The sequence below is a fragment of the Pseudarthrobacter sp. C1 genome (assembly GCF_034720455.1).
GTDB lineage: Bacteria > Actinomycetota > Actinomycetes > Actinomycetales > Micrococcaceae > Arthrobacter.
Genome location: NZ_JAYESK010000005.1, coordinates 189,620 through 212,190, shown reverse-complemented (window position 1 = coordinate 212,190; position 22,571 = coordinate 189,620). Strand labels below are relative to the sequence as shown.

The 22,571-nt window shown below is 65.9% G+C and carries 18 protein-coding genes and 1 tRNA gene; 17 read left to right on the top strand and 2 right to left on the bottom strand.

Annotated elements, in window-relative coordinates:
• Positions 1-18: 18 nt before the first annotated feature.
• The 4 genes from ribH to hisF all read left to right on the top strand — a co-directional run bounded on the left by ribH (position 19) and on the right by hisF (position 2,617).
• The gene (gene ribH, locus U7114_RS10710) at positions 19-507 is read left to right on the top strand and encodes a 6,7-dimethyl-8-ribityllumazine synthase (RefSeq protein ID WP_157238444.1); all 489 of its coding nucleotides are present in this window, start codon (positions 19-21) and stop codon (positions 505-507) included.
• A gap of 101 nt (positions 508-608) precedes the next feature.
• Complete coding sequence (locus U7114_RS10705; protein WP_009358176.1) at positions 609-872, top strand: phosphoribosyl-ATP diphosphatase; 264 nt, start codon at positions 609-611, stop codon at positions 870-872.
• Between the two features lie 91 nt (positions 873-963).
• On the top strand, positions 964-1,824 hold the full coding sequence (gene hisG, locus U7114_RS10700) for an ATP phosphoribosyltransferase (RefSeq protein WP_323057346.1): 861 nt from the start codon (positions 964-966) through the stop codon (positions 1,822-1,824).
• A gap of 16 nt (positions 1,825-1,840) precedes the next feature.
• Positions 1,841-2,617 (top strand): imidazole glycerol phosphate synthase subunit HisF, encoded by a 777-nt coding sequence (gene hisF / locus U7114_RS10695; RefSeq protein ID WP_157238442.1) that lies wholly within the window; start codon positions 1,841-1,843, stop codon positions 2,615-2,617.
• A 73-nt stretch (positions 2,618-2,690) separates the two neighbouring features.
• On the opposite strand, the gene U7114_RS10690 is transcribed toward hisF, so the two are convergent.
• Positions 2,691-3,335 carry a TIGR03085 family metal-binding protein gene (locus U7114_RS10690; protein ID WP_157238441.1) on the bottom strand — a complete coding sequence of 215 codons (645 nt, stop codon included), beginning with the start codon at positions 3,333-3,335 and terminating at the stop codon, positions 2,691-2,693.
• A 112-nt stretch (positions 3,336-3,447) separates the two neighbouring features.
• Between U7114_RS10690 and hisI the strand changes: the two genes are divergently transcribed.
• The 11 genes from hisI (at position 3,448) to pyk (ending at position 18,748) form a co-directional block, all read left to right on the top strand.
• Positions 3,448-3,891: a phosphoribosyl-AMP cyclohydrolase gene (hisI, locus tag U7114_RS10685; protein WP_157238440.1), complete on the top strand. Its 444-nt coding sequence runs from the start codon at positions 3,448-3,450 to the stop codon at positions 3,889-3,891.
• A 138-nt stretch (positions 3,892-4,029) separates the two neighbouring features.
• Positions 4,030-5,592: an anthranilate synthase component I gene (locus tag U7114_RS10680; RefSeq protein ID WP_321215983.1), complete on the top strand. Its 1,563-nt coding sequence runs from the start codon at positions 4,030-4,032 to the stop codon at positions 5,590-5,592.
• Complete coding sequence (locus U7114_RS10675; RefSeq protein WP_323057345.1) at positions 5,589-6,224, top strand: Trp biosynthesis-associated membrane protein; 636 nt, start codon at positions 5,589-5,591, stop codon at positions 6,222-6,224. Before U7114_RS10680 ends, U7114_RS10675 begins: the two co-directional genes overlap by 4 nt.
• Before the next feature lie 104 nt (positions 6,225-6,328).
• Positions 6,329-6,616, top strand: a complete 288-nt coding sequence (locus U7114_RS10670) for an HGxxPAAW family protein (RefSeq protein WP_157238438.1) — start codon at positions 6,329-6,331, stop codon at positions 6,614-6,616.
• Positions 6,616-7,437, top strand: a complete 822-nt coding sequence (gene trpC, locus U7114_RS10665) for an indole-3-glycerol phosphate synthase TrpC (RefSeq protein ID WP_321215985.1) — start codon at positions 6,616-6,618, stop codon at positions 7,435-7,437. Before U7114_RS10670 ends, trpC begins: the two co-directional genes overlap by 1 nt.
• Positions 7,438-7,555: 118 nt before the next feature.
• Positions 7,556-8,884 (top strand): tryptophan synthase subunit beta, encoded by a 1,329-nt coding sequence (gene trpB / locus U7114_RS10660; RefSeq protein ID WP_323057344.1) that lies wholly within the window; start codon positions 7,556-7,558, stop codon positions 8,882-8,884.
• Complete coding sequence (trpA, locus tag U7114_RS10655; protein WP_323057342.1) at positions 8,881-9,708, top strand: tryptophan synthase subunit alpha; 828 nt, start codon at positions 8,881-8,883, stop codon at positions 9,706-9,708. The genes trpB and trpA overlap by 4 nt, the downstream gene beginning before the upstream one ends.
• Before the next feature lie 3 nt (positions 9,709-9,711).
• Positions 9,712-10,866 carry a prolipoprotein diacylglyceryl transferase gene (gene lgt / locus U7114_RS10650; protein WP_323057341.1) on the top strand — a complete coding sequence of 385 codons (1,155 nt, stop codon included), beginning with the start codon at positions 9,712-9,714 and terminating at the stop codon, positions 10,864-10,866.
• A 264-nt stretch (positions 10,867-11,130) separates the two neighbouring features.
• Complete coding sequence (gene gltB, locus U7114_RS10645) at positions 11,131-15,744, top strand: glutamate synthase large subunit (protein ID WP_321215989.1); 4,614 nt, start codon at positions 11,131-11,133, stop codon at positions 15,742-15,744.
• On the top strand, positions 15,737-17,194 hold the full coding sequence (locus U7114_RS10640; protein WP_321215990.1) for a glutamate synthase subunit beta: 1,458 nt from the start codon (positions 15,737-15,739) through the stop codon (positions 17,192-17,194). The genes gltB and U7114_RS10640 overlap by 8 nt, the downstream gene beginning before the upstream one ends.
• 63 nt (positions 17,195-17,257) lie before the next feature.
• Entirely contained in the window at positions 17,258-18,748 is a 1,491-nt protein-coding gene (pyk, locus tag U7114_RS10635) for a pyruvate kinase (protein ID WP_157238433.1), read from the top strand.
• Positions 18,749-18,858: 110 nt separating this feature from the next.
• On the opposite strand, the gene U7114_RS10630 is transcribed toward pyk, so the two are convergent.
• Positions 18,859-19,464 carry an ANTAR domain-containing response regulator gene (locus U7114_RS10630; RefSeq protein ID WP_009358190.1) on the bottom strand — a complete coding sequence of 202 codons (606 nt, stop codon included), beginning with the start codon at positions 19,462-19,464 and terminating at the stop codon, positions 18,859-18,861.
• Between the two features lie 203 nt (positions 19,465-19,667).
• Between U7114_RS10630 and U7114_RS10625 the strand changes: the two genes are divergently transcribed.
• Positions 19,668-19,749: transfer RNA gene (locus U7114_RS10625), tRNA-Leu, on the top strand.
• A gap of 647 nt (positions 19,750-20,396) precedes the next feature.
• Positions 20,397-22,547 carry a glycogen debranching N-terminal domain-containing protein gene (locus U7114_RS10620; RefSeq protein WP_323057340.1) on the top strand — a complete coding sequence of 717 codons (2,151 nt, stop codon included), beginning with the start codon at positions 20,397-20,399 and terminating at the stop codon, positions 22,545-22,547.
• Positions 22,548-22,571 lie beyond the last annotated feature (24 nt).

Here is a 22,571-nt window from a genome sequence, read left to right as displayed (position 1 = left end):
ACGGAACAGAACTGACTTATGAGCGGACACGGCGCCCCCGACATCGACCTCACCACCCTCAACCCCGCGGAAACCTCGCAGCTGCGGCTGGCCATCGTGGCAGCAAGCTGGCACACGCAGATCATGGATGGCCTCCTGGACGGCGCCCTGCGGGCCGCCAAGGACGCCGGGATTGCCGAGCCAACTGTCCTGCGCGTCCCCGGCAGCTTTGAGCTTCCCGTGGCTGCCGCGCGGCTGGCGCCGCACTTTGACGCCGTGGTTGCCCTCGGCGTCGTCATCCGTGGCGGAACCCCGCACTTTGACTACGTGTGCCAGGCCGCGACGTCGGGCCTCACTGATGTCAGTGTGCGCACCGGGGTCCCGGTGGGCTTCGGCGTCCTGACGTGCGATACAGAACAGCAGGGCCTGGACCGTGCGGGCCTGCCGGGCTCCAAGGAAGACAAAGGCCACGAGGCCGTCACCGCGGCCCTCGCCACTGCCGTTGTGCTCAAGCAGTACGGCAAGTAGCACGCCCCGCATGGCGGGCGCGTGTGTATTCGCTCACATCGCGCCCGTCATGCAACGGCCCGGGAAGCGCCCTTTGGGCCGCAGCAAGTAGGCTGTAGGGCGTGAAGAATTTCGAGACGCTGTTCGCTGAGCTCAGCGAGAAGGCAGCCACCCGCCCGGAAGGCTCCCGCACCGTCGCTGAATTGGAGTCCGGTGTTCACGGCATCGGCAAGAAAGTCGTTGAGGAAGCAGCCGAAGTGTGGATGGCTGCCGAATATGAATCCGATGAAGCCGCGGCCGAGGAAATCTCCCAGCTGCTGTACCACCTGCAGGTCCTGATGCTCGCCAAAGGCCTCACCCTGGAAGACGTCTACAAGCATCTGTAGCCACCGGCCCGGCGCGCCCCACGCCGCCGGTGCCCGCCGTGGCCTGCATTGCCTGAACACCTAGACCTCCCTCCACCCAGAAAGACCTTCCATGCTGCGAGTAGCCGTCCCCAACAAGGGCTCCCTGTCCGAAGCCGCATCCGCCATGCTGTCCGAGGCGGGGTACCGCCAGCGCCGTGATTCCCGCGAGCTGGTGATGGTGGACCCGGACAACGAGATTGAGTTCTTCTTCCTCCGCCCCCGCGACATCGCCGTGTACGTCGGCCAGGGGACGCTCGACGTCGGCATCACCGGCCGCGACCTGCTCCTGGACGCCGAGGTGGAGGCTGAAGAGCTCCTTCCGCTTGGTTTTGCTGCCTCCACGTTCCGTTTTGCGGGTCCCGTGGGAGACTTCGCCAAGGTTGAGGAACTGGAAGGGAAGCGGCTTGCCACGAGCTACGACGGCCTCCTCCGCGGCTACCTGGCCGGGCGCGGCATCAACGCCAAGGTGGTCCGGCTGGATGGCGCGGTTGAGTCCTCGGTCCGCCTGGGCGTCGCGGACGCCATCGCGGACGTCGTCGAAACCGGCAACACCCTCAAGGCCGCCGGGATGGAGATCTTCGGCGAACCCATCCTGAAGTCCGAAGCCGTCCTGATCCGCCGGACCGGCGAAGGCGGTGCCGCGAACGGCACGGCCAAGGAGATCGAGGTCCTGATCCGCCGGCTCCAGGGCGTGCTGGTGGCCCGCCAGTACGTGCTGATGGACTACGACATCCGCAAGGAGCTCGTGGAACAGGCCGCTGCCCTCACGCCCGGCCTGGAATCGCCCACGGTCTCGCCGCTGCGCGACTCGGACTGGGTTGCCGTCCGGTCCATGGTGCCCAAGAAGGAAACCAACCGGATCATGGACGAGCTGTACGATCTCGGCGCCCGCGCCATCCTGGTCAGCAGCATCCACGCCTGCCGCATCTGATTTCCAGGAGAATCCCATGGCTGTAGCTGTACGAGTCATTCCCTGCCTCGACGTGGACGCCGGGCGCGTCGTCAAAGGCGTCAACTTCGAGGGCCTGCGCGACGCCGGCGACCCCGTGGAGCTCGCCCACCGCTACGACAACGCCGGGGCGGATGAACTGACCTTCCTGGACGTGACGGCGTCCTCCGGCAACCGCGAAACCACGTTCGATGTAGTCCGCAGGACGGCCGAAGAGGTCTTCATCCCGCTGTGCGTTGGGGGCGGCGTGCGGGGAGTCGCGGAGGTGGACAAGCTGCTGCGCTACGGCGCGGACAAGGCGTCCATCAACACGGCGGCGGTGGCGCGGCCGGATGTCATCAACGAGATTACCCGGCACTTCGGTTCCCAGGTCCTCGTCCTGTCCGTGGACGCCCGCCGCACCCGCCCGGGATCCCGGCCAACGCCGTCGGGATTTGAAGTGACTACCCACGGCGGACGCACAGGCACCGGGATCGACGCCATTGAATGGGCCAGGGAAGCCGCGGACCGCGGCGTGGGGGAGATCCTGCTGAACTCCATTGATGCCGACGGCACCAAGGACGGGTTCGACCTCGAACTGATCAAGCTGGTCCGGGCCGCCGTCAAGGTGCCCATCATCGCCTCCGGCGGCGCGGGAGAGCCTGCGCACTTTCCGCCCGCCGTCGCGGCCGGAGCTGACGCCGTCCTGGCAGCATCCATCTTCCACTGGGGCCCGGACAACATGATGTCGCAGGTCAAGGACGCCATCCGGGACGCGGGTTTCGAAGTCCGCTGACCAATAGCAACGCGGGGTCACTTCCAGCCCAAAAACCTTGGTTTATTGAGCCGGATGTGACCCCGCGTTGCTTTTAGAGCCCGACTTCCGCTGACTGGAGCAGCGCGACGGCGTCCGGCTGGCCTTCGAAGGTCACCAGCGCGTGGCGGGTCCGGCCGTGGGCATGCATCAGCAGTTCGCCCGGCTCGCCCACGATGGCCACCGAAACAGGGGCCCGCTTGGCCACATGGCGCGGCCCGGACGGGCGCACCAGGACGATGCCCAGGTCCACACCGCGGTACAGGATCGCGGCGCGTTTGACGAGTTCGTCCCACAGGGCTTCCGAGTAGGCCTCGTCCAGTGCCCGGGGCGCCCAGCGGTCAACCGCCCGGCGGATATCCTCCGTGTGGACGAAGTACTCGATGAGGTTGGAGCTTTCGTCCAGCGCCTTGATGTTCATCGGCGACAGTGCCGGGGGCCCCGCGCGGAAGGTGTTGACGAGTTTCGCGTACTCCTCGGGCGTGGTGAGCTTCGCGGCGAGCCTGGCAGTCGCCTGGTCCGAGGCCTTGGCGAGGCGCTTGATGATCAGGCCCAGGCCCACGGCCGCCTTGCGTTCGCGCAGGTAAAGGTGGGCGGCAAGGTCCCTGGTACGCCAGCCCTTGCAGAGCGTGGGCGCGTCAGGTCCCGCCGCAAGCAGGGTCTCGGCAAGGACTTCTCGGGACGGTTCGACGAAATGCATCACTTGTGAAACTAGCACGACACGCGCAGGGTTGGGCAGCACGTCCGCCCCTGCTGGCGTGCCGTCGTTCACACACAATCGGGGGCCGGGTGGAGGCACTAGACTTGACCTGATGTCTGAGCAGCCCGCCCCCGTCCTGAACCCCGGTATTGCCGCGCCCGCAGCCACTTCGCCCGGCCAGTCCCCGGCTCCGCTGGCGAGCCCGCTTCCCGCGGAGCTGGCAGCCGCGCTGAAGCGTGACAGCGCCGGCCTAGTGGCCGCCGTCGTCCAGCAGTACGACACCAACGAGGTCCTGATGCTGGGCTGGATGGATGACGAAGCCCTGCACCGGACCATGACCACCGGCCGCGTTACCTTCTACTCGCGCTCCCGCCAGGAGTACTGGCGCAAGGGGGACACCTCCGGGCATGTGCAGTGGGTCAAATCGGTGGCGATGGACTGCGACGGCGACGCGCTGCTTGTGCGCGTTGACCAGGTGGGGGCCGCGTGCCACACCGGCACACGCACGTGCTTCGACGGCCGGGACCTGGCTGTTGCCACAGGCCAGGCAGGCTGACCCTTTTTCTGACCGCAGCCCGCTGCGGAAGGGGGCCGGGCCACCCCCTCCAAGCGCAACCACCGCCGGGATTCCCGGCCCCAGGCACCTGGCCCTTCCAGAACCGGCCCCTACCAGAACAGGCGGAACAGCATAGCCATGCAGGACCTTGGAATCATCAGCCCCGGCCTTGAGGAGTTCCGGGAACTGGCCGGCCACAGCCGCGTCATCCCCGTCCGGCTCAAGGTGCTCGCGGACGCCGAGACGCCCATCGGCCTTTACCGCAAGCTGGCGCAGGGGCAGCCTGGCACCTTCCTGATGGAATCCGCTGCGGTGGGCGGCGCCTGGTCCCGTTACTCGTTCATCGGCGCCAAATCCCGGGCGACATTGACCACCAAGGACGGCCAGGCGCATTGGCTGGGTGAACCGCCGGCGGGTGTTCCCGTGGACGGCAGCCCCGTCGACGCCATCCGCGACACCATCGAAGCCCTCCGCACCGACAGGTTCGAGGGGCTGCCGCCGTTCACCTCCGGCCTGGTGGGATTCCTGGGCTGGGAGACCGTCCGGCACTGGGAACGCCTGGTGAGCCCGCCGGAGGACGACCTGCACCTGCCGGAAATGGCGCTGAACCTGGTGACCGACATGGCCGTCCACGACAACGTTGACGGCACGGTGCTGCTCATTGCCAACGCCATCAACTTCGACAACAGCTCCGAACGGGTGGATGAGGCCTGGCACGATGCCGTGGCCAGGGTCAAGGCGCTCCTTGCCAAGGTCAGCAGCCCCGTTGCGCAGCCCGTGTCCGTCCTCGCTCCGGCGGCACTGGACTTCGCCTCCAGCGTCCAGGAACGCTGGGACGAAGCCGAGTACCTGGCGGCCCTGGACCGTGGCAAGGAAGCCATCGTTGACGGTGAGGTGTTCCAGGTGGTCATCTCGCGCCGCTTCGAGATGGAATGCAAGGCGTCTGCCTTGGACGTCTACCGGGTCCTGCGGAACACCAACCCCAGCCCGTACATGTACATTTTCAGCCTCGAGGACGCCGACGGCCGGGAGTACTCGATTGTGGGTTCCTCGCCGGAGGCCCTCGTCACGGTGACCGGTGAAGAAGTCATCACCCACCCCATCGCCGGCTCGCGCCCGCGCGGCAAGACGGTGGAGGCGGACAAAGCCCTCGCCGACGAGTTGCTGGCGGACCAGAAGGAACGCGCCGAACACCTGATGCTCGTGGACCTCTCACGCAACGATCTCTCCAAGGTCTGCGTAGCGGGAACCGTGGACGTCACGCAGTTCATGGAGGTGGAACGCTTCAGCCACATCATGCACCTGGTGTCCACCGTCGTTGGCCGGCTCTCGCCCAAGGCCAAGGCCTATGACGTGCTCAAGGCCACGTTCCCGGCCGGCACCCTGTCCGGGGCCCCGAAACCCCGCGCCCTGCGCCTCCTGGACGAACTCGAGCCGCATCGCCGGGGTATCTACGGCGGCGTGGTGGGCTACCTGGACTTCGCCGGCGACATGGACATGGCCATTGCCATCCGTTCGGCGCTGATCCGGGACGGGCGTGCGTACGTCCAGGCCGGAGGCGGGATCGTTGCTGATTCGGTCAACCCGACGGAGGCCCTGGAAACGGTCAACAAGGCAGCGGCACCGCTCCGGGCGGTCCACACGGCCGGTTCCCTGCAGAACATTTCGGCGGACTCGCTGCCCGGGGCGGACTCCCGGTGACTGGCAGCGGACCGGCGGCAGCGCAAACGGGGACTGCCGGCAGGCGCACGCCGGCGTGGGCACGCAAGTCCACGCTGGTGCTGCTTATTGCGGTCCTGGCGCTGGCGGTCTTCGGCACCACCACCCAAACCTGGATGACCGTCACGCTCGATCCGAACCAGGTGGGCCAGGCCGGGGCCGCGCAGGACGCGCTTGAGGTCCAGGGAAGCAAGGCTGCCACCACCGTCACTGCGCTGGCGCTGGTGGCCCTCGCCGGCGGCCTGGCGGCAGCCATAGCGGGCAGGATTGCGCGGTGGATCATCACCGCCATCATTGTCCTTGCCTCCGCTGGAATTGTTGCCGCAGCAGCAACAGTCCTGGCCAACCCGCTGGCGGCCGCCCAGGGCTCCATTGCGGAAGCGACCGGCATCACCGGAAGCCAGGCGCTTGTTGCCGTCACCGCCTTTCCCGTCCTCGCCGTCGTCGCAGGCTGCCTGCTGGCCCTCGCCGCGCTGGTTATTCCCTTCGCCGCGCGGCACTGGAAGGCGCGGACGAAATATGACGTGCCGGCCACGGGCAGCGTTGCCGCCTCCGGTCCCGTGGATGAAATCGACAGCTGGGACCGGCTGTCACGGGGCGACGATCCCACCTGACCCGGCGGATACGCACCGCCGCTCCCGGCAGGGTCCCGGCGGATAACCGGTCACCGGCCAAAAAATGGCAGAATGTAAGCAGTATTCACCCTGAGGAGATTTCCATGAGCAAAGCACCTGCGTCCGTTTCCAAGTCCGGCACCCGAACGGTGGCCCCCGGCGCCATCGACCACAGCCAGGAACTCGGCCACGGCAACAGCCCCGCAGCCTGGACCTGCGTCATCGTCATGCTGGTGGGCGCCCTCATCGCATCCATTGCCTTCGTGATCGCCAGCACGCCCATCTTCATCGCCGGCGCCGGCGTCATGGTGCTGGGCCTGATCCTCGGATACGTCATGCGCAAGGCAGGCTACGGCGTCGAAGGCAGCAAGCTGAAGAACTCCGGCCACTGATGTCCACTGTTCTCGATGACATCAATGCTGGTGTCAGGGAGGATATGGAGGCCCGGAAGCAGCTCGTTTCGCTGGCCGAACTGAAGGACCTGGCGGAGGCGGCGGCACCTGCCCGCGACGCGTGGGCAGCCCTTGGCGGAACCTCCCCGTCACGGAACGAGCTCAAGGTCATCGCGGAAATCAAACGCCGCAGCCCCTCCAAGGGAGACCTCGCCGCCATCGGCGATCCCGCGTCCCTCGCCCGGCAGTACGCCGACGGCGGTGCCTCCGTCATCAGCGTCCTCACCGAGCAGCGCCGCTTCAACGGGTCCCTGGCCGACCTCGATGCGGTGCGCGCCGCCGTCGACGTGCCGCTGCTGCGGAAAGACTTCACGCTGGACGAGTACCAGATCTGGGAGGCCCGCGCCCACGGCGCGGACCTGATCCTGCTCATCGTTGCTGCACTCTCGGACGCCCAGCTCGCCGAATTCAGCGGCCTCAGCCACGAACTTGGGATGAACGTCCTTGTGGAGACGCACACGGAAGAGGAAATCGAGCGGGCAGTGGCCGCGCAGGCGCGCATCATCGGCGTCAACGTGCGGAACCTGAAGACGCTCGACGTCGACCGTTCAGTTTTCGCTTCCCTGGCCGGGCGGATCCCGGCCGGCGCAGTCGTGGTGGCCGAGTCCGGCGTCCGCGACGCCGGCGACGTCACCCACTACGCCGCCAGCGGCGCCAACGCCGTGCTTGTGGGCGAGGCGCTGGTCAGCCACTCGACGCCGCGGGAGCGGATCGCCGAGTTCAAGGCAGCCGGCGCCGCCGCGATAGCAGCCCGGGGCTGAGGCCAACGCACCTGCGCACAGGCGGGCGGGATGGATCCCCGCCCGTCGAACACGCCCGGCAGGCTGCCCTGCCGGGACGACACACTTTTGCACCACCAACTCGAACAGGACGGGACTGATGGCTGAAGCACCCTCAGGAAACGCTGACAACAACGCCGCAGAAGCATTCCTGCAGGGCGGCTCCCTCAAGCACGCCCCGGGACCCTACTTCGGAGGCTACGGCGGACGCTGGATGCCTGAATCCCTGATCGCCGCCCTGGACGAACTCGAGGAGACGTTCAACAAGGCCAAGGACGACCCCGAATTCCGGGCGCAGATCGCGGACCTCAACAAGAACTATTCCGGCCGGCCGTCGCTGCTGACCGAAGCAAAGCGCTTTTCCCAGCATGCCGGCGGCGTCCGGGTCTTCCTCAAGCGCGAGGACCTGAACCACACCGGTTCGCACAAGATCAACAACGTGCTGGGCCAGGCGCTGCTCGCCAAGCGCATGGGCAAGACCCGCGTCATCGCCGAGACCGGCGCCGGCCAGCACGGCGTGGCCAGCGCAACCGCTGCCGCCCTGATGGGCCTTGAGTGCGTTGTCTACATGGGCGCAGAGGACTGCCGCCGCCAGGCCCTCAACGTGGCCCGCATGGAACTCCTTGGCGCCACCGTCATTCCCGTCACGAGCGGATCGCAGACCCTCAAGGACGCCATCAACGACGCCCTGCGCGACTGGGTGGCCAACGTGGACAACACCCACTACCTCCTGGGCACCGCCGCCGGCGCGCACCCGTTCCCGGCCATGGTCCGCTACTTCCATGAGGTCATCGGCGAAGAAGCCCGCGCCCAGATCCTTGAACAGGCCGGACGGCTGCCCGACGCCGTCTGCGCCTGCATCGGCGGCGGCTCCAACGCCATCGGCATTTTCCACGGCTTCCTGGACGATCCGTCCGTCAGGATCTACGGCTTCGAAGCCGGCGGCGACGGCGTGGACACAGGACGGCACGCGGCCACCATCACGCTGGGCAAGCCCGGCGTCCTCCACGGTGCGCGCTCCTACCTCATGCAGGACGACGACGGCCAGACCATCGAGTCCCACTCGATCTCCGCCGGCCTTGACTACCCCGGCGTGGGCCCGGAGCACTCCTACCTCGCCGACATCGGCCGGGTGAGCTACGAGCCCATCACGGACAGCGAGGCCATGGATTCCTTCCGGCTGCTGTGCCGCACCGAGGGCATTATTCCCGCCATTGAGTCCTCGCACGCCCTGGCCGGTGCCATCAAGGTAGGGCAGCGGCTGGCTGCCGAAGCCGCCGAGGCCGGCGGTTCCGCGCAGGACAAAATCATCATCGTGAACCTTTCCGGGCGCGGCGACAAGGACGTGGCCACCGCAGCCGAATGGTTCGACCTGTTGGACAAGGATTCCGCCGAGTCGGAAATCGGCAAAGAGGGGGAGCAGCTGTGAGCACCGCACAGACCACCAGCAAGTCAGCCGCGGCCATCGACAAGGCCCGTGCTGAAGGCCGCGCCGCGCTGATCGGCTACCTGCCCGCCGGCTACCCCAGCGTGGAGGAGACCATCGCCGCAGGCATTGCCCTGGCTGAGAATGGTGCCGACCTGATCGAGATCGGTATTCCCTACTCCGACCCCGTCATGGACGGCCAGGTCATCCAGGCCGCCACCACCGAGGCGCTTGCCAAGGGCTTCTCCGTGCGCCAGGTCTTTGATGTGGTTGCCGGCATCACCAGCAAGACGGACGCCGCCGTCCTGGTGATGACCTACTGGAATCCCGTGGTCCGGATGGGCGTGGACGAGTTCTCCCGCCGCCTGTCCGAAGCCGGGGGAGCAGGGCTCATCACCCCTGACCTCATCCCCGATGAGGCAGCGGAGTGGATGGAAGCATCGGATAAATACGGGCTGGACCGGGTGTTCCTCGTGGCGCCGTCGTCCACGGCCGAGCGCATGCAGCGCACCGTGGACGCGAGCCGCGGCTTCGTCTACGCAGTGTCCATCATGGGCGTCACCGGCGCCCGGACGTCCGTCAGCACCGCAGCCAAGGACGTGGTGGCGGCGGCACACGCCGCAGGCGCCGAACGCGTGTGCGTCGGACTGGGCGTCTCCTCTGCGGACCAGGTCCGCGAGATCGCCGCCTACGCCGAAGGCGTCATTGTGGGCACCGCCCTGGTGGCCGCAATCCGCGACGGCGGGGTGGACGCAGTAGCCGCCCTCACCAAGGACCTCAGCACCGGACTGAGCCGTGACACCGGACTGACCAGGGAAGAAGCCTAGGCCATGCAGACCCTCCTCCAGGCAGCAGCAATGGTGCCGGCCAGCATGCCGAGCCCGGACTGGTCCGGCTTCGACATTCCCCTGCCGTGGGGAACGCTGCGCATCCACGCCTACGCCCTGTGCATCCTGGCAGGCATTGTGGCGGGCCTGTGGCTCACCTCCGTCCGCTGGGCCAAGCGCGGAGCACCTGAAGGAAGCGTCTGGGACATCGTGGTCTGGGCCATTCCCTTCGGCATCATCGGCGGCCGCCTGTACCATGTGGTCTCGTCGCCGGACGCCTACTTCGGCCCCGGTTTTGACGGCACAGGCGACCTTTCCCTGATCCCGCAGATCCAGCGCGGCGGCCTCGGCATCTGGGGTGCCGTGGTCCTCGGCGTCGTGGGCGCGTGGATCGGTTGCCGCCGCAGCGGCGTCAAGCTCAGCGCCTTCCTGGACGCGGCGGCGCCCGGACTGCTGCTGGCCCAGGCCGTGGGCCGCTGGGGCAACTACTTCAACCAGGAACTCTTCGGCGGGCCCACCACCCTGCCGTGGGGCCTGCAGATTGACGCAGACAACCCGAACTTTCCGGCCGGAACCCCGGCGGACACCCTGTTCCACCCCACGTTCCTGTACGAATCACTGTGGAACGTGGCCGGCGTCGTCATCCTGCTCGCTCTGGACCGGAAGTTCAACTTCCGCCGCAGCCGGCTGTTCTGGCTTTATGCCATGTACTACACGCTGGGCCGGGTCTGGATCGAGGCGATGCGCATCGACGACGCCGAGCAGATCTCCCTGTTCGGCATCACCACCCGCCTGAACGTGTGGACCAGCATTTTCGTGTTCCTGGCCGCGCTCGTGGCGTTCATCCTGCTGGGCATGAAGAAGCGGACAGAGCCGGACAGCCCCTATCTTCCGGGCCGGGAGCCCGCCGGGGATGATGATCGGACGGCGGCCGTGGAGGGCGGCGACGAGGTCCGGGATCCGGACCCTGTTGTCTCAGATAGTGAATCGCGTGATAATCTCCCTGATAACCAAAGCGGTTCCCGGCATGCTTCCGTCCCAACGGAAGAGGCCGCGGCTGCGCCGGCGGGCCCCACGCCCGGACCGGACGCAACAGTTGCCGGAAAGTCCGGCAGCACAGCCACAGGAAGCGCGCCGGAAGCCGGCACTACCAAGTAGCGCGCGGGCCAGGCAGGGCAGCAGAGCCACCGCTCGAAGCGCCCAATCACCACAGCGTCGTGGCAGCGGGGCCGCCCCGGACAGCATGGAAATGCTGTCAGGTGTTGCCCGGGGCAGGGGCCTGCGTAACTGTTAGTTCAGCAGGCCATGCTGACCTACAATTTCCAGTAAATAACACTTTGTTGTGCCCATGTGAGCGGCGCCCGACGAGTGGGGCCAACGGTGTCCCTTCCATACGCACGATCAGGAGGAAGGACGTCTCCCATGACCCAAACTCTTCACACTCCCAGCTGGTCTGAACCAGATCAGCCTGAGACTGCCATGTCGCCGTTCAAGCGCTTCGCGGCCCTTCCGGAGGCACGCGGGCTCTACAACCCGGAGCAGGAGAAGGACGCCTGCGGTCTTGCGATCATCGCCACCCTCCGCGGAGAGCCCGGCTATGACATCGTGGACGCCGCCCTCACCGCCCTGCGCAACCTTGAGCACCGCGGTGCGGTGGGCGCGGATGAGGGCACCGGTGACGGCGCCGGCCTCCTCATGCAGATCCCGGACGAATTCTTCCGTGCAGTTACGGACTTCGAACTTCCCGCCCCCGGCCAGTACGTGGCCGGCACCGCTTTCCTTCCCGCCGAACAGCGCGAGGCCGACGCCGCCAAGGCCGGGATCGAGGGCCTCGCGGCTGACGAGGGCCTGAAGGTCCTCGGCTGGCGCGAAGTGCCTATCGTCGCCGACCTGGTGGGTGCCATGGCACGCGCCTGCATGCCCTACTTCTCCCAGCCGTTCCTGGCCTCCGCCACCGGCGAGGAGCTTGACCGCAACGAACTGGACTCCCGCGCGTGGCGGATCCGCAAACGGGCCCAGAACAAGTTCGGCGTGTACTTCCCGTCGCTGTCCTCGCGCACCATTGTCTACAAGGGCATGCTCACCACTGCACAGCTTGAGCCGTTCTACCCGGACCTTTCGGACAAGCGCTTCAAGACCAAGCTGGCGATCGTCCACTCGCGCTTCTCCACCAACACGTTCCCCTCCTGGCCCCTGGCCCAGCCGTTCCGCACCATCGCCCACAACGGTGAAATCAACACCGTCAAGGGCAACCGGAACTGGATGCGCGCCCGCCAGTCCCAGCTCGCCAACCCGCTGCTGGGCGATACGCCGGAAGAGCTGTACCCGATCTGCACCCCGGGTGCCTCGGACTCCGCGTCCTTCGACGAGGTGGCCGAGCTGCTGTGGCTCTCCGGCCGCCCCATCACGCACTCCATCATGATGATGATCCCCGAGGCCTGGGAAAACCACGCCACCATGGATCCGGCCCGCCGCGCGTTCTACGAGTACCACTCCCTCCTGATGGAACCGTGGGACGGCCCGGCGGCCGTCTCCTTCACCGACGGCAACCTCGTGGGCGCCACCCTGGACCGCAACGGCCTGCGCCCTGGCCGCTTCTGGATCACCGAGGACGGCCTGATCGTCTTCGCGTCCGAAGTGGGCGTCATCGACGTCGAACCCTCCAAGGTGGTCAAGAAGGGCCGCGTCTCCCCGGGCAAGATGTTCCTGGTGGACACCGACGCCGGCCGCATCATCGACGACGAAGAGGTCAAGGCCGAAGTCGCCGCCGCCAACCCGTGGGCGGAGTGGGTCAAGGACAACCTGATCGACCTCAACGATCTTCCCGAGCGCGAGCACGTGGTCCACACCGCCGCGTCGGTGAACATTCGCCAGCGCACCTTCGGCTACACCACCGAGGAACTGAAGATCCTGCTCGGCCCGATGGCCCGCACCGGCGCAGAGCCGCTGGGCGCCATGGGCTCGGACACCCCGGTGGCCGTGCTGTCCAAGCGCCCGCGCCTGCTTTTCGACTACTTCGTGCAGTCCTTCGCGCAGGTGACCAACCCGCCGCTGGATGCCATCCGCGAAGAACTTGTCACATCGCTGACCTGTGCCATCGGCCCCAACGGCAACCTCCTGGACACCAAGCAGGTGCGCCAGCCGCAGGTCCAGCTTCCGTTCCCGGTCATCAACAACGACCAGCTCGCCAAGATCGCCAACATCGAGAACGCCGACGGCGACAAGGTGGCCATGAAGGTCCGCGGGCTCTACCGCCCGGAGGGCGGCGAGAACGCGCTCCGTGCCCGGCTCACCGAGATCTGCGAGCAGGTCTCCGGCGCCATCAACCGCGGAGTCCAGTACGTGGTGCTGTCCGACCGCGACTCCAACGCGCAGTGGGCGCCCATCCCGTCGCTGCTGCTTGTCAGCGCCGTGCACCACCACCTGCTCCGCAGCGCCAACCGCACCAAGACCGCACTGGTGGTCGAGGCCGGCGACGTCCGCGAGACGCACCATGTGGCTGTCCTGATCGGTTACGGCGCTTCCGCGGTCAACCCGTACCTGGCCATGGAATCCGTGGAGCAGCTCATCGCTGCCGGCGACGTCACCGGGGTCACCCCGCAGGACGGCGTCTACAACCTGATCAAGGGCCTCGGCAAGGGCGTCCTGAAGATCATGTCCAAGATGGGCATCTCCACGGTGGCTTCCTACACCGGCGCCCAGACATTCGAAGCGCTTGGCCTGGGCCAGGACCTCGTGGACGAATTCTTCGCCGGCACCCACTCGCAGCTGGGCGGCGTGGGCCTGGACGTCATCGCCGCGGAAGTTTCGGCCCGCCACCAGATGGCCTACCCCGAGGGCGGCATCGAGCAGCCCCACCGCCCCCTGCTGGGCGGCGGCGAATACCAGTGGCGCCGCGACGGCGAGCCCCACCTGTTCAACCCGGAGACCGTCTTCCGGCTGCAGCACGCAACCCGTGAGCGCCGCTACGACATCTTCAAGGCCTACACCCGCGGCGTGGACGACCAGTCGCAGAACCTGATGACCCTCCGCGGCCTCCTCAAGTTCAAGAACGAGCGCCCCGCTGTTCCGCTTGAGGAAGTTGAGCCGGTGTCCAGCATCGTCAAGCGGTTCTCCACGGGTGCCATGAGCTACGGCTCCATCTCCCAGGAGGCCCACGAAACGCTGGCCATCGCCATGAACCAGCTGGGCGGCAAGTCCAACACCGGCGAAGGCGGCGAGGACGTGGACCGCCTGCTCGACCCGAAGCGCCGTTCCGCGGTCAAGCAGATCGCGTCCGGCCGTTTCGGCGTGACCAGCCTGTACCTGACCAACGCCGACGACATCCAGATCAAGATGGCCCAGGGCGCAAAGCCCGGCGAGGGCGGCCAGCTGATGGCGCAGAAGGTCTACCCGTGGGTGGCCCGCACCCGCCACTCGACCCCCGGCGTCGGGCTCATTTCCCCGCCCCCGCACCACGACATCTACTCGATCGAGGACCTCGCGCAGCTGATTTATGACGCTAAGCGCGCCAACCCCTCGGCCCGGGTGCACGTCAAGCTCGTCTCCGAGGTGGGCATCGGCACAGTTGCCGCCGGTGTCACCAAGGCGAAGGCCGACGTCGTCCTGGTCTCCGGCCACGACGGCGGAACCGGCGCCTCGCCGCTGAACTCGCTCAAGCATGCCGGTGTCCCGTGGGAGCTCGGCCTGGCCGAGACCCAGCAGACCCTGATGCTCAACGGCCTGCGCGACCGCGTGGTGGTGCAGGTGGACGGCCAGCTCAAGACCGGACGCGACGTTGTGATCGCCGCGCTGCTGGGCGGCGAGGAGTTCGGCTTCGCCACCGCCCCGCTGGTGGTTGAAGGCTGCATCATGATGCGCGTCTGCCACCTGGACACCTGCCCGGTGGGCGTCGCGACGCAGAATCCTGAGCTGCGAGCCCGCTTCACCGGCAAGCCGGAGTTCGTGGTCAACTTCTTCGAGTTCCTGGCCGAGGAAGTCCGCGAGATCCTGGCGGAGCTGGGCTTCCGCAGCCTGGAGGAGGCAATCGGCCACGCCGAGGTGCTGGACGCCCGGGACGCCGTCAACCACTGGAAGGCCGACGGCCTGGACCTGGACCCCATCCTGCACGGGCTGGAGTTCGACGACGACGCTCCGCTGCGGAACCTGACCGGCCAGAACCACGAGCTGGACAAGCACTTCGACCAGCGCCTGATCACCATGGCCACGGAGGCGCTGACCGACCGCAGCCCGGTGAAGATCGCCGTCGACGTCATCAACACCGACCGCTCGGTGGGCACCATGCTGGGCCACGTCGTGACCAAGACGTTCGGCACGGATGTCCTGGCGACGGACACCATCGACATCACCCTCAGCGGCACCGCCGGCCAGTCGCTGGGCGCCTTCCTGCCCGCCGGCATCACGCTGCGGCTGTACGGCGACTCGAACGACTATGTGGGCAAGGGCCTCTCCGGCGGCCGCATCATCGTCCGCCCGGACCGGACCAACGTGTTCAAGGCGGAGACGAATGTCATCGCGGGCAACGTGATTGGCTACGGCGCCACCAGCGGCGAGATGTTCCTCCGCGGCCAGGTGGGCGAACGCTTCCTGGTCCGCAACTCGGGTGCCACCGCCGTCGTCGAAGGCATCGGTGACCACGGCTGCGAGTACATGACCGGCGGCCAGACGCTGATCATCGGCCGCACAGGCCGGAACTTCGGCGCCGGCATGTCCGGTGGAACCGCCTACGTCCTGGACCTGGACACCGCCCGGGTCAACAAGGAAGCCCTGCAGTCCGGCGAACTCCAGCTCCGCGAGCTGGATGCCGAGGACCGCGACATCGTGCACGGCCTGCTGGTCAAGCACGTTGAAGAAACTGATTCCCAGCTGGCTGCGCGGCTCCTCGAGAATTTCGATGACACCGCAGCCCGCATTACCAAGGTGCTGCCGCGCGACTACGCGGCCGTGCTGCAAACCCGTCTCGACGCCATCGAAGAGGGCCTGGACCCCGACGGCGAAGAAGTATGGTCTCGAATCCTGGAGGTGACCGGTGGCTGATCCACGCGGATTTCTGAAAGTACGCCAGCGGGAAACCCAGCCGCGCCGTCCCGTTTCCGTCCGCATCATGGACTGGAAGGAGGTGTACGAGGCGCAGGAAAAGGGCACGCTGAAGGCGCAGGCCGGCCGCTGCATGGACTGCGGCGTCCCGTTCTGCCACCAGGGCTGCCCGCTGGGCAACCTGATTCCCGAGTGGAACGACCTCATGTGGCGGGACAAGGGCGAGGAAGCTATCGAGCGCCTGCACGCCACGAACAACTTCCCGGAATTCACCGGCCGCCTGTGCCCCGCTCCGTGCGAGGCGTCCTGCGTCCTGGGGATCAACCAGCCTGCCGTCACCATCAAGCAGGTGGAAGTCTCCATCATCGACGAGGCCTGGGACAACGGCTGGGTGGAGCCGCTGCCTCCCGCCCGGTTGACCGGCAAGACGGTGGCCGTCGTTGGCTCCGGACCCGCCGGCCTGGCGGTGGCCCAGCAGCTGACGCGCGTGGGCCACACCGTCGCGGTGTACGAACGCGACGACAAGATCGGCGGCCTGCTGCGCTACGGGATCCCCGACTTCAAGATGGAGAAGGAGCAGGTGGACCGCCGCGTTGAACAGATGAAGGCGGAAGGCACCCGCTTCCGGACCGGCGTCGCCGTGGGCACCGACGTGACGTGGGAGCAGCTGCGCCGGCGCTATGACGCCGTTGTGGTCTGCACGGGCGCCACCGTGCCGCGCGACCTGCCCATCCCGGGCCGGGACCTTGACGGCGTGCACTTCGCCATGGACTACCTGGTCCCGGCAAACCGCGCAGTCGCGGGGGAGCACATCGAAAACCAGATCCACGCCCAGGGCAAGCATGTAGTGATCCTCGGCGGCGGTGACACCGGGGCGGACTGCCTGGGCACCGCGCACCGCCACGGTGCGGCATCGGTGACCACCCTCGCCATCGGCAAGCAGCCGCCGGCCGAGCGTGCCAGCCACCAGCCGTGGCCCACGTTCCCCAACCTCTTCGAGGTAGCCAGCGCCCACGAGGAAGGCGGTGAGCGCACGTACCTTGCCTCCACCGTCGAGTTCGTGGGCGAGAACGGCAAGCTGACCGGCGTCAAGGTTGCCGAGACTGAATTCGTGGACGGCAAGCGCCTGCCCAAGGCCGGCACCGAGCGGATCATCCCCGCGGACCTGGTGTTCCTGTCGCTGGGATTTACCGGCGCCGAGCCCGCCGGGATCACCGAACAGGTCAAGGCTGAGTTCGACGGCCGCGGCAATGTGTCCCGCGACGGCTACTACATGACCAACACCGAGGGCGTCTTCGTGGCCGGCGACGCGGGCCGCGGACAGTCCCTCATTGTGTGGGCCATCGCCGAAGGCCGCGCCGCGGCTGCAGCAGTGGACAAGTTCCTGATGGGGAGCACCATCCTTCCCGCCCCCGTGGCCCCCACGGACCGCGCCATCGCCGTGCTCTAGGCATGCATCGGGGGTTCACCTCCACGACAACTAACCAATGCAAGAGACCAATAGGGTAGGTATATGAGACGCGCAAAAATTGTGGCTACGTTCGGCCCGGCAATCGCCAGCTACGAGAACACCCTCGCGGTGCTGGAAGCCGGCGTTGACGTCGCCCGCATGAACATGAGCCACGGCGACTACTCCGTGCATGACAACACTTATGAGAACGTCCGGAAGGCAGCTGCAGACCTCGGCAAGGCCGTGGCCATCATGGCTGACCTGCAGGGTCCCAAGATCCGCCTGGGCCGTTTCGTTGACGGACCGCACTTGCTGGCTGTTGGAGACACCTTCACCATCACCACCGAGGACGTTCCCGGCACCAAGGAAATCTGCTCCACCACGCTGAAGAGCCTCACCGAGGACGTCAACGTGGGTGATGCCCTGCTGATCGACGACGGCAAGGTGGCACTGCGTGCCATCGCCGTCGACGACGTCAAGGTGGTCGCCGAGGTGACCGTTGGCGGCATGGTTTCCAACAACAAGGGCATCAACCTTCCCGGCGTGGCCGTCAACGTGCCCGCGCTGAGCGAAAAGGACGAGGACGACCTGCGCTGGGCCATGCGCCGCGGCGTTGACCTGGTGGCCCTGTCTTTCGTCCGCGATGCCTCCGACATCACCCGCGTGCACGAGATCATGGACGAGGAAGGCCGCCGCGTGCCGGTCATCGCCAAGATCGAAAAGCCGCAGGCAGTGGAGCAGCTGCCCGAGATCATCGACGCGTTCGACGCCATCATGGTGGCCCGTGGCGACCTCGGTGTGGAGCTTCCGCTGGAGGAAGTGCCGATCGTGCAGAAGCGTGCCATTGAGCTGGCCCGCCGCTGGGCCAAGCCGGTCATCGTGGCCACCCAGGTCCTCGAATCCATGATCGACAACCCGCGCCCCACCCGCGCCGAGGCCTCCGACTGCGCCAACGCAGTGCTGGACGGTGCCGACGCGGTCATGCTCTCCGGTGAGACCAGCGTGGGCAAGTACCCGATCGAAACCGTCAAGGTCATGGCCCGGATCATCGAGTCCACCGAGGTCCACGGCCTGGAGCGCGTCCCCCCGCTGGGCACCAAGCCCAAGACCCGCGGCGGCGCCATCACCCGTGCCGCCGTCGAAATCGCCGACCAGCTGGACGCCAAGTACATCTGTGCGTTCACCCAGTCCGGTGACTCCGCACGCCGGCTCTCCCGCCTGCGCCCCATCAAGCCGGTCTTCGCCTTCACCCCGGTGGAGCAGGTCTGGAACCAGCTTGCGCTGACCTGGGGCATCCAGCCGGTGCTGGTCCAGATGGTGGACCACACCGACGAGATGACCGCGCAGGTGGACCGCAGCCTGCTGGAGATGGACCTCGTTGAGGACGGTGACCTGGTGGTCATCGCCGCCGGTTCGCCTCCCGGAAAAGCCGGCTCCACGAACTCGCTGAAGGTGCACAAGGTGGGCGACCTCGCCGACTCCACCCGCGTCGGCGAAGCAGTCAGCAACAGGGAAAAGCTCGGCCCCTGGCCGGAAAAGAAGAAGAAGGCCTAGGCTTTCGGACACCGAAAAGGACCCCTGCCGGTTGGCAGGGGTCCTTTTCGGTTTGCTCTGTGCTTTGCGGCTGGACCTGCCGGCTTTGCGGCAGGCCCAGCCAGCGGCAGTCAGTTGACCTGGTTGATGATGGTCTCGGCGACTTCGCGCATGCTCAGGCGGCGGTCCATGGACGTCTTCTGGATCCACCGGAAGGCTTCCGGCTCCGTGAGGCCCATCTTGGTGGTGAGCAGGCTCTTGGCGCGCTCCACAAGCTTGCGGGTGGCGAACTGCTCCTGGAGGTCGGAGACCTCGCTTTCGAGGGCCTTGATCTCCTCGTGGCGGGAGAGGGCGATCTCCAGCGCGGGGATGAGGTCCGCGGGGGTGAACGGCTTCACGACGTATGCCATGGCGCCGGCGTCGCGGGCACGCTCCACTAGTTCCTTCTGGCTGAATGCGGTCAGCAGCACGACGGGGGCAATGCGCGCCTTGACGATCTTCTCGGCGGCCGAGATACCGTCCATGACGGGCATCTTGACGTCCATCAGGACCAGGTCCGGCTTCAGTTCCTCGGCGAGCTGGACAGCCTTCTCGCCGTTGTCTGCCTCGCCCACAACGTCATAGCCTTCGCCGCGCAGGATTTCGATGATGTCGAGGCGGATGAGGGTTTCATCCTCCGCCACAATGACGCGGCGCGCCGGCTGGGACGTGGGTTTTGACTCCGTCTGTTCAGTCACGGGATCTCCTTGGAAAGGTACGGCGGGGACATCACTATCTTAGGTGCGCCCGGTCCGGTACTTGATCTGCATGGTCGGTTGCGGCGTCAGCGGCGCGATTCTGGAATTCAGCCTATCTGGATGTAGAGTAATTCCGCGTACGTGAAGCGATCGCGTTGCTCACAATCAGCTGTGGGCGTACCGGTTTGCGTCATGTATTCCGCGCCCGAGTGGCGGAATTGGCAGACGCGCCGCACTCAAAATGCGGTATCGAAAGGTGTGTGGGTTCGAGTCCCACCTCGGGCACAGTGTTTTCGCAGGTCAGAGGCTATTTACCCTATTGAGCGTGTACAAAACTTGCCATATTGGCAGTTTCAGGCGTATACGCAGCCCGACTCTACGTGATGGCAACGTGGCTTGTGGCCCCGATTCAGGTCCGCTTCATAGCCCTGCAGGAACAATCTTATTTCCAGGTCCGTAAGATGCGTACGCTAGGTGAAAGGACGTCCTGGCGATTTAGTCACCTCCAGCTACACGGTCGGCAACGCAGGGTCGTCGCACGAACTCACGCCGCCTTTGGGGACAGCGAACAGCGTTCCGCCTGGAAGGCCGATAATGAAGATTCCATCAAGTTATGGCGACGTGGAGATATGGCATGATGTCGGCGCAAGCAGGGGAGTGGCTCAGGCGATGACCTTGTGACAGCCCTGCGTTCACTCATTGAAAGCTCCATGGCTCACAGAGCCGAAGCGGAAGATACCACCCAAGCGGACATGCCGCCCAGCGGGCATTCTCAAATGATTCTTCGATACCCTCTACGCGGGCGTCTTTCATGAGTCAACGCAGACTCTTGATTCCCCCGACACAAGGGATCATAGTGCTGACTACGGGGTCCGACTGAACTCGTCCACAGTAAATGTTTGGGCGCTTTCGATGGATGTTCTAGGAGGCGCATGATGTCGGGTTGGAACGCCGACAACGGTGCAGGTCCGGCAGGCGCCGGAGCTGTCACAGTCCTTGATGGCTCCTCGTTTTGTTTGACATCGTCCAATGGTGACATGCACCCGGGCAGTCCCCACGGCGCGTTTTTCCACGATACCCGGTACATAGCTGAATGGAACGTCAGCGTTGATGACGCTCCGGTCGAAGCTCTCGCGGCGACCGCATTGGAACCCTTTCGGGCCCTGTTCATCGGCAGGGTAGGCGGCCACGCCGGCAGCGCTGACGTGCCGTCGCTGATTGAACGGGAAAGGGTTATTGGGGCCGGCCTGACCGAAACCATCACCATTGAGAATCATCTGGCCGTGCCGAACACGTTCAAGCTTGCCCTGACCGTTAGAGCGGACTTCGCCGATCTCTTCGAGGTCAAGGATGGGACGCCAGCCAGTCCGGGGAAGCAGCAGGTTCTCATTGAGGGCGATAGCCTCATTCTCGAATGTGTCGGGGCCGGTCGGCGCTATGGGCTGGTCATCCGTGCACCAGGGGCGGCCGTCGAGGCGCATCGGCTTGTCTTCACTCCAACAATTCCTGCACACGGAAAATGGACTCAAAGGTTTACAGCCACGCCCTATCTTGACGGGCAGGAAGTGATTTCGACTGCCTCATACGGCACGACTGAGGTTTCCGCCATGGCCCGGAAACGCCTCTCCTCCTGGCGGATGTCAATGCCTATACCCAATCTCGGCGACGCGTCCGTCCAAACTACAATCCTTCGAAGCCAGGAAGATCTCGGTTCACTCCGGATCTTTGACCCAAACCATCCCGACCGCATCGTGGCCGCGGCCGGAGCTCCGTGGTTCATGGCCCTGTTCGGACGGGACAGCCTGCTCTCATCCCTCATGTCCCTCCTACTCGACCCCTCCCTGGCACTTGGCACCCTTCAGACACTGGCCGACCACCAAGGCAAGGAAGTGAACCCCGCCACGGAAGAGGAGCCCGGCCGAATACTCCACGAGGTGCGTCTAGGTAACACCACAGAGTCCGTCCTCGGTGGCAGCAGTATCTACTACGGAACCGCTGATGCAACCCCGCTGTTCGTAGGGATCCTCAGCGAACTGGGACGGTGGGGTCTGGAACCGGAAGCTGTTCACGCGTTGCTGCCGGCCGCGGACCGTGCTCTGGCCTGGATTGAGAATTACGGAGACCGTGACGGAGATGGCTTTGTCGAATACCAGCGTCAGACTGAACACGGGCTGATAAACCAGGGCTGGAAGGATTCGTGGGACGGCATCAATTTCGCTGATGGTTCCCTCGCCCGAGGGCCCATTGCGCTGTGCGAGGTACAGGCCTACACCTATGGCGCCTATGTGGGGCGCGCCCTCATGGCACTCGACGAAGGCGACACTGAAACCGCTGATCTCTGCAGCGCCAAGGCCGTCCGCCTGAAGGAGGCGTTCAATGAGCGGTTCTGGCTGCCGGACCGGGGATACTTTGCCATCGCCTTGGACGGTGACAAGGAACCTGTAGATGCACTTGCCTCCAACATGGGTCATTGCCTGTGGATGGGAATCGTTGACACAGACAAGGCAAAACAGGTAGCCGAACGGCTGATGTCCCCGGAAATGTTTTCCGGCTGGGGCATCCGCACTCTGGCAAGTAACATGGGCGCCTACAATCCGCTGAGTTATCACAACGGCTCCGTCTGGCCGCATGACAGCACTCTCGCAGCGCATGGGCTGATGCGATACGGCTTTATCGAAGAGGCCCAGCGAATCGCCTACGGACTCTTCGAAGCAGCCGAACACTTTGGCGGCAGACTTCCGGAACTGTTCTGTGGACTGGACAGGACGCGATTCCCAAGCCCGGTACCGTATCCCGCAGCCTGTTCACCCCAGGCGTGGGCCGCGGCGGCACCGATCCACCTGATTCGTATGCTGATGCGGTTCGACCCGGTCCTTCCATGGCATGAGCTGTGGCTGGCACCGGAACTGCCACAGGGCTTTGGCCAGTTCAGGGTTGATAACGTGCCGCTGGCAGGCCACAGGCTGGCCATTGATATCACCCAGGACACCATCAGGGTCGATGGCCTTCCGGATTCTATAAAACTGCGGCTTGAAGCCCGGCCTGCTCTTCGCGAAATCCTGAACCTGACCCGGATGAAGTGACTGCACATGAGCAATTAGCGCCGG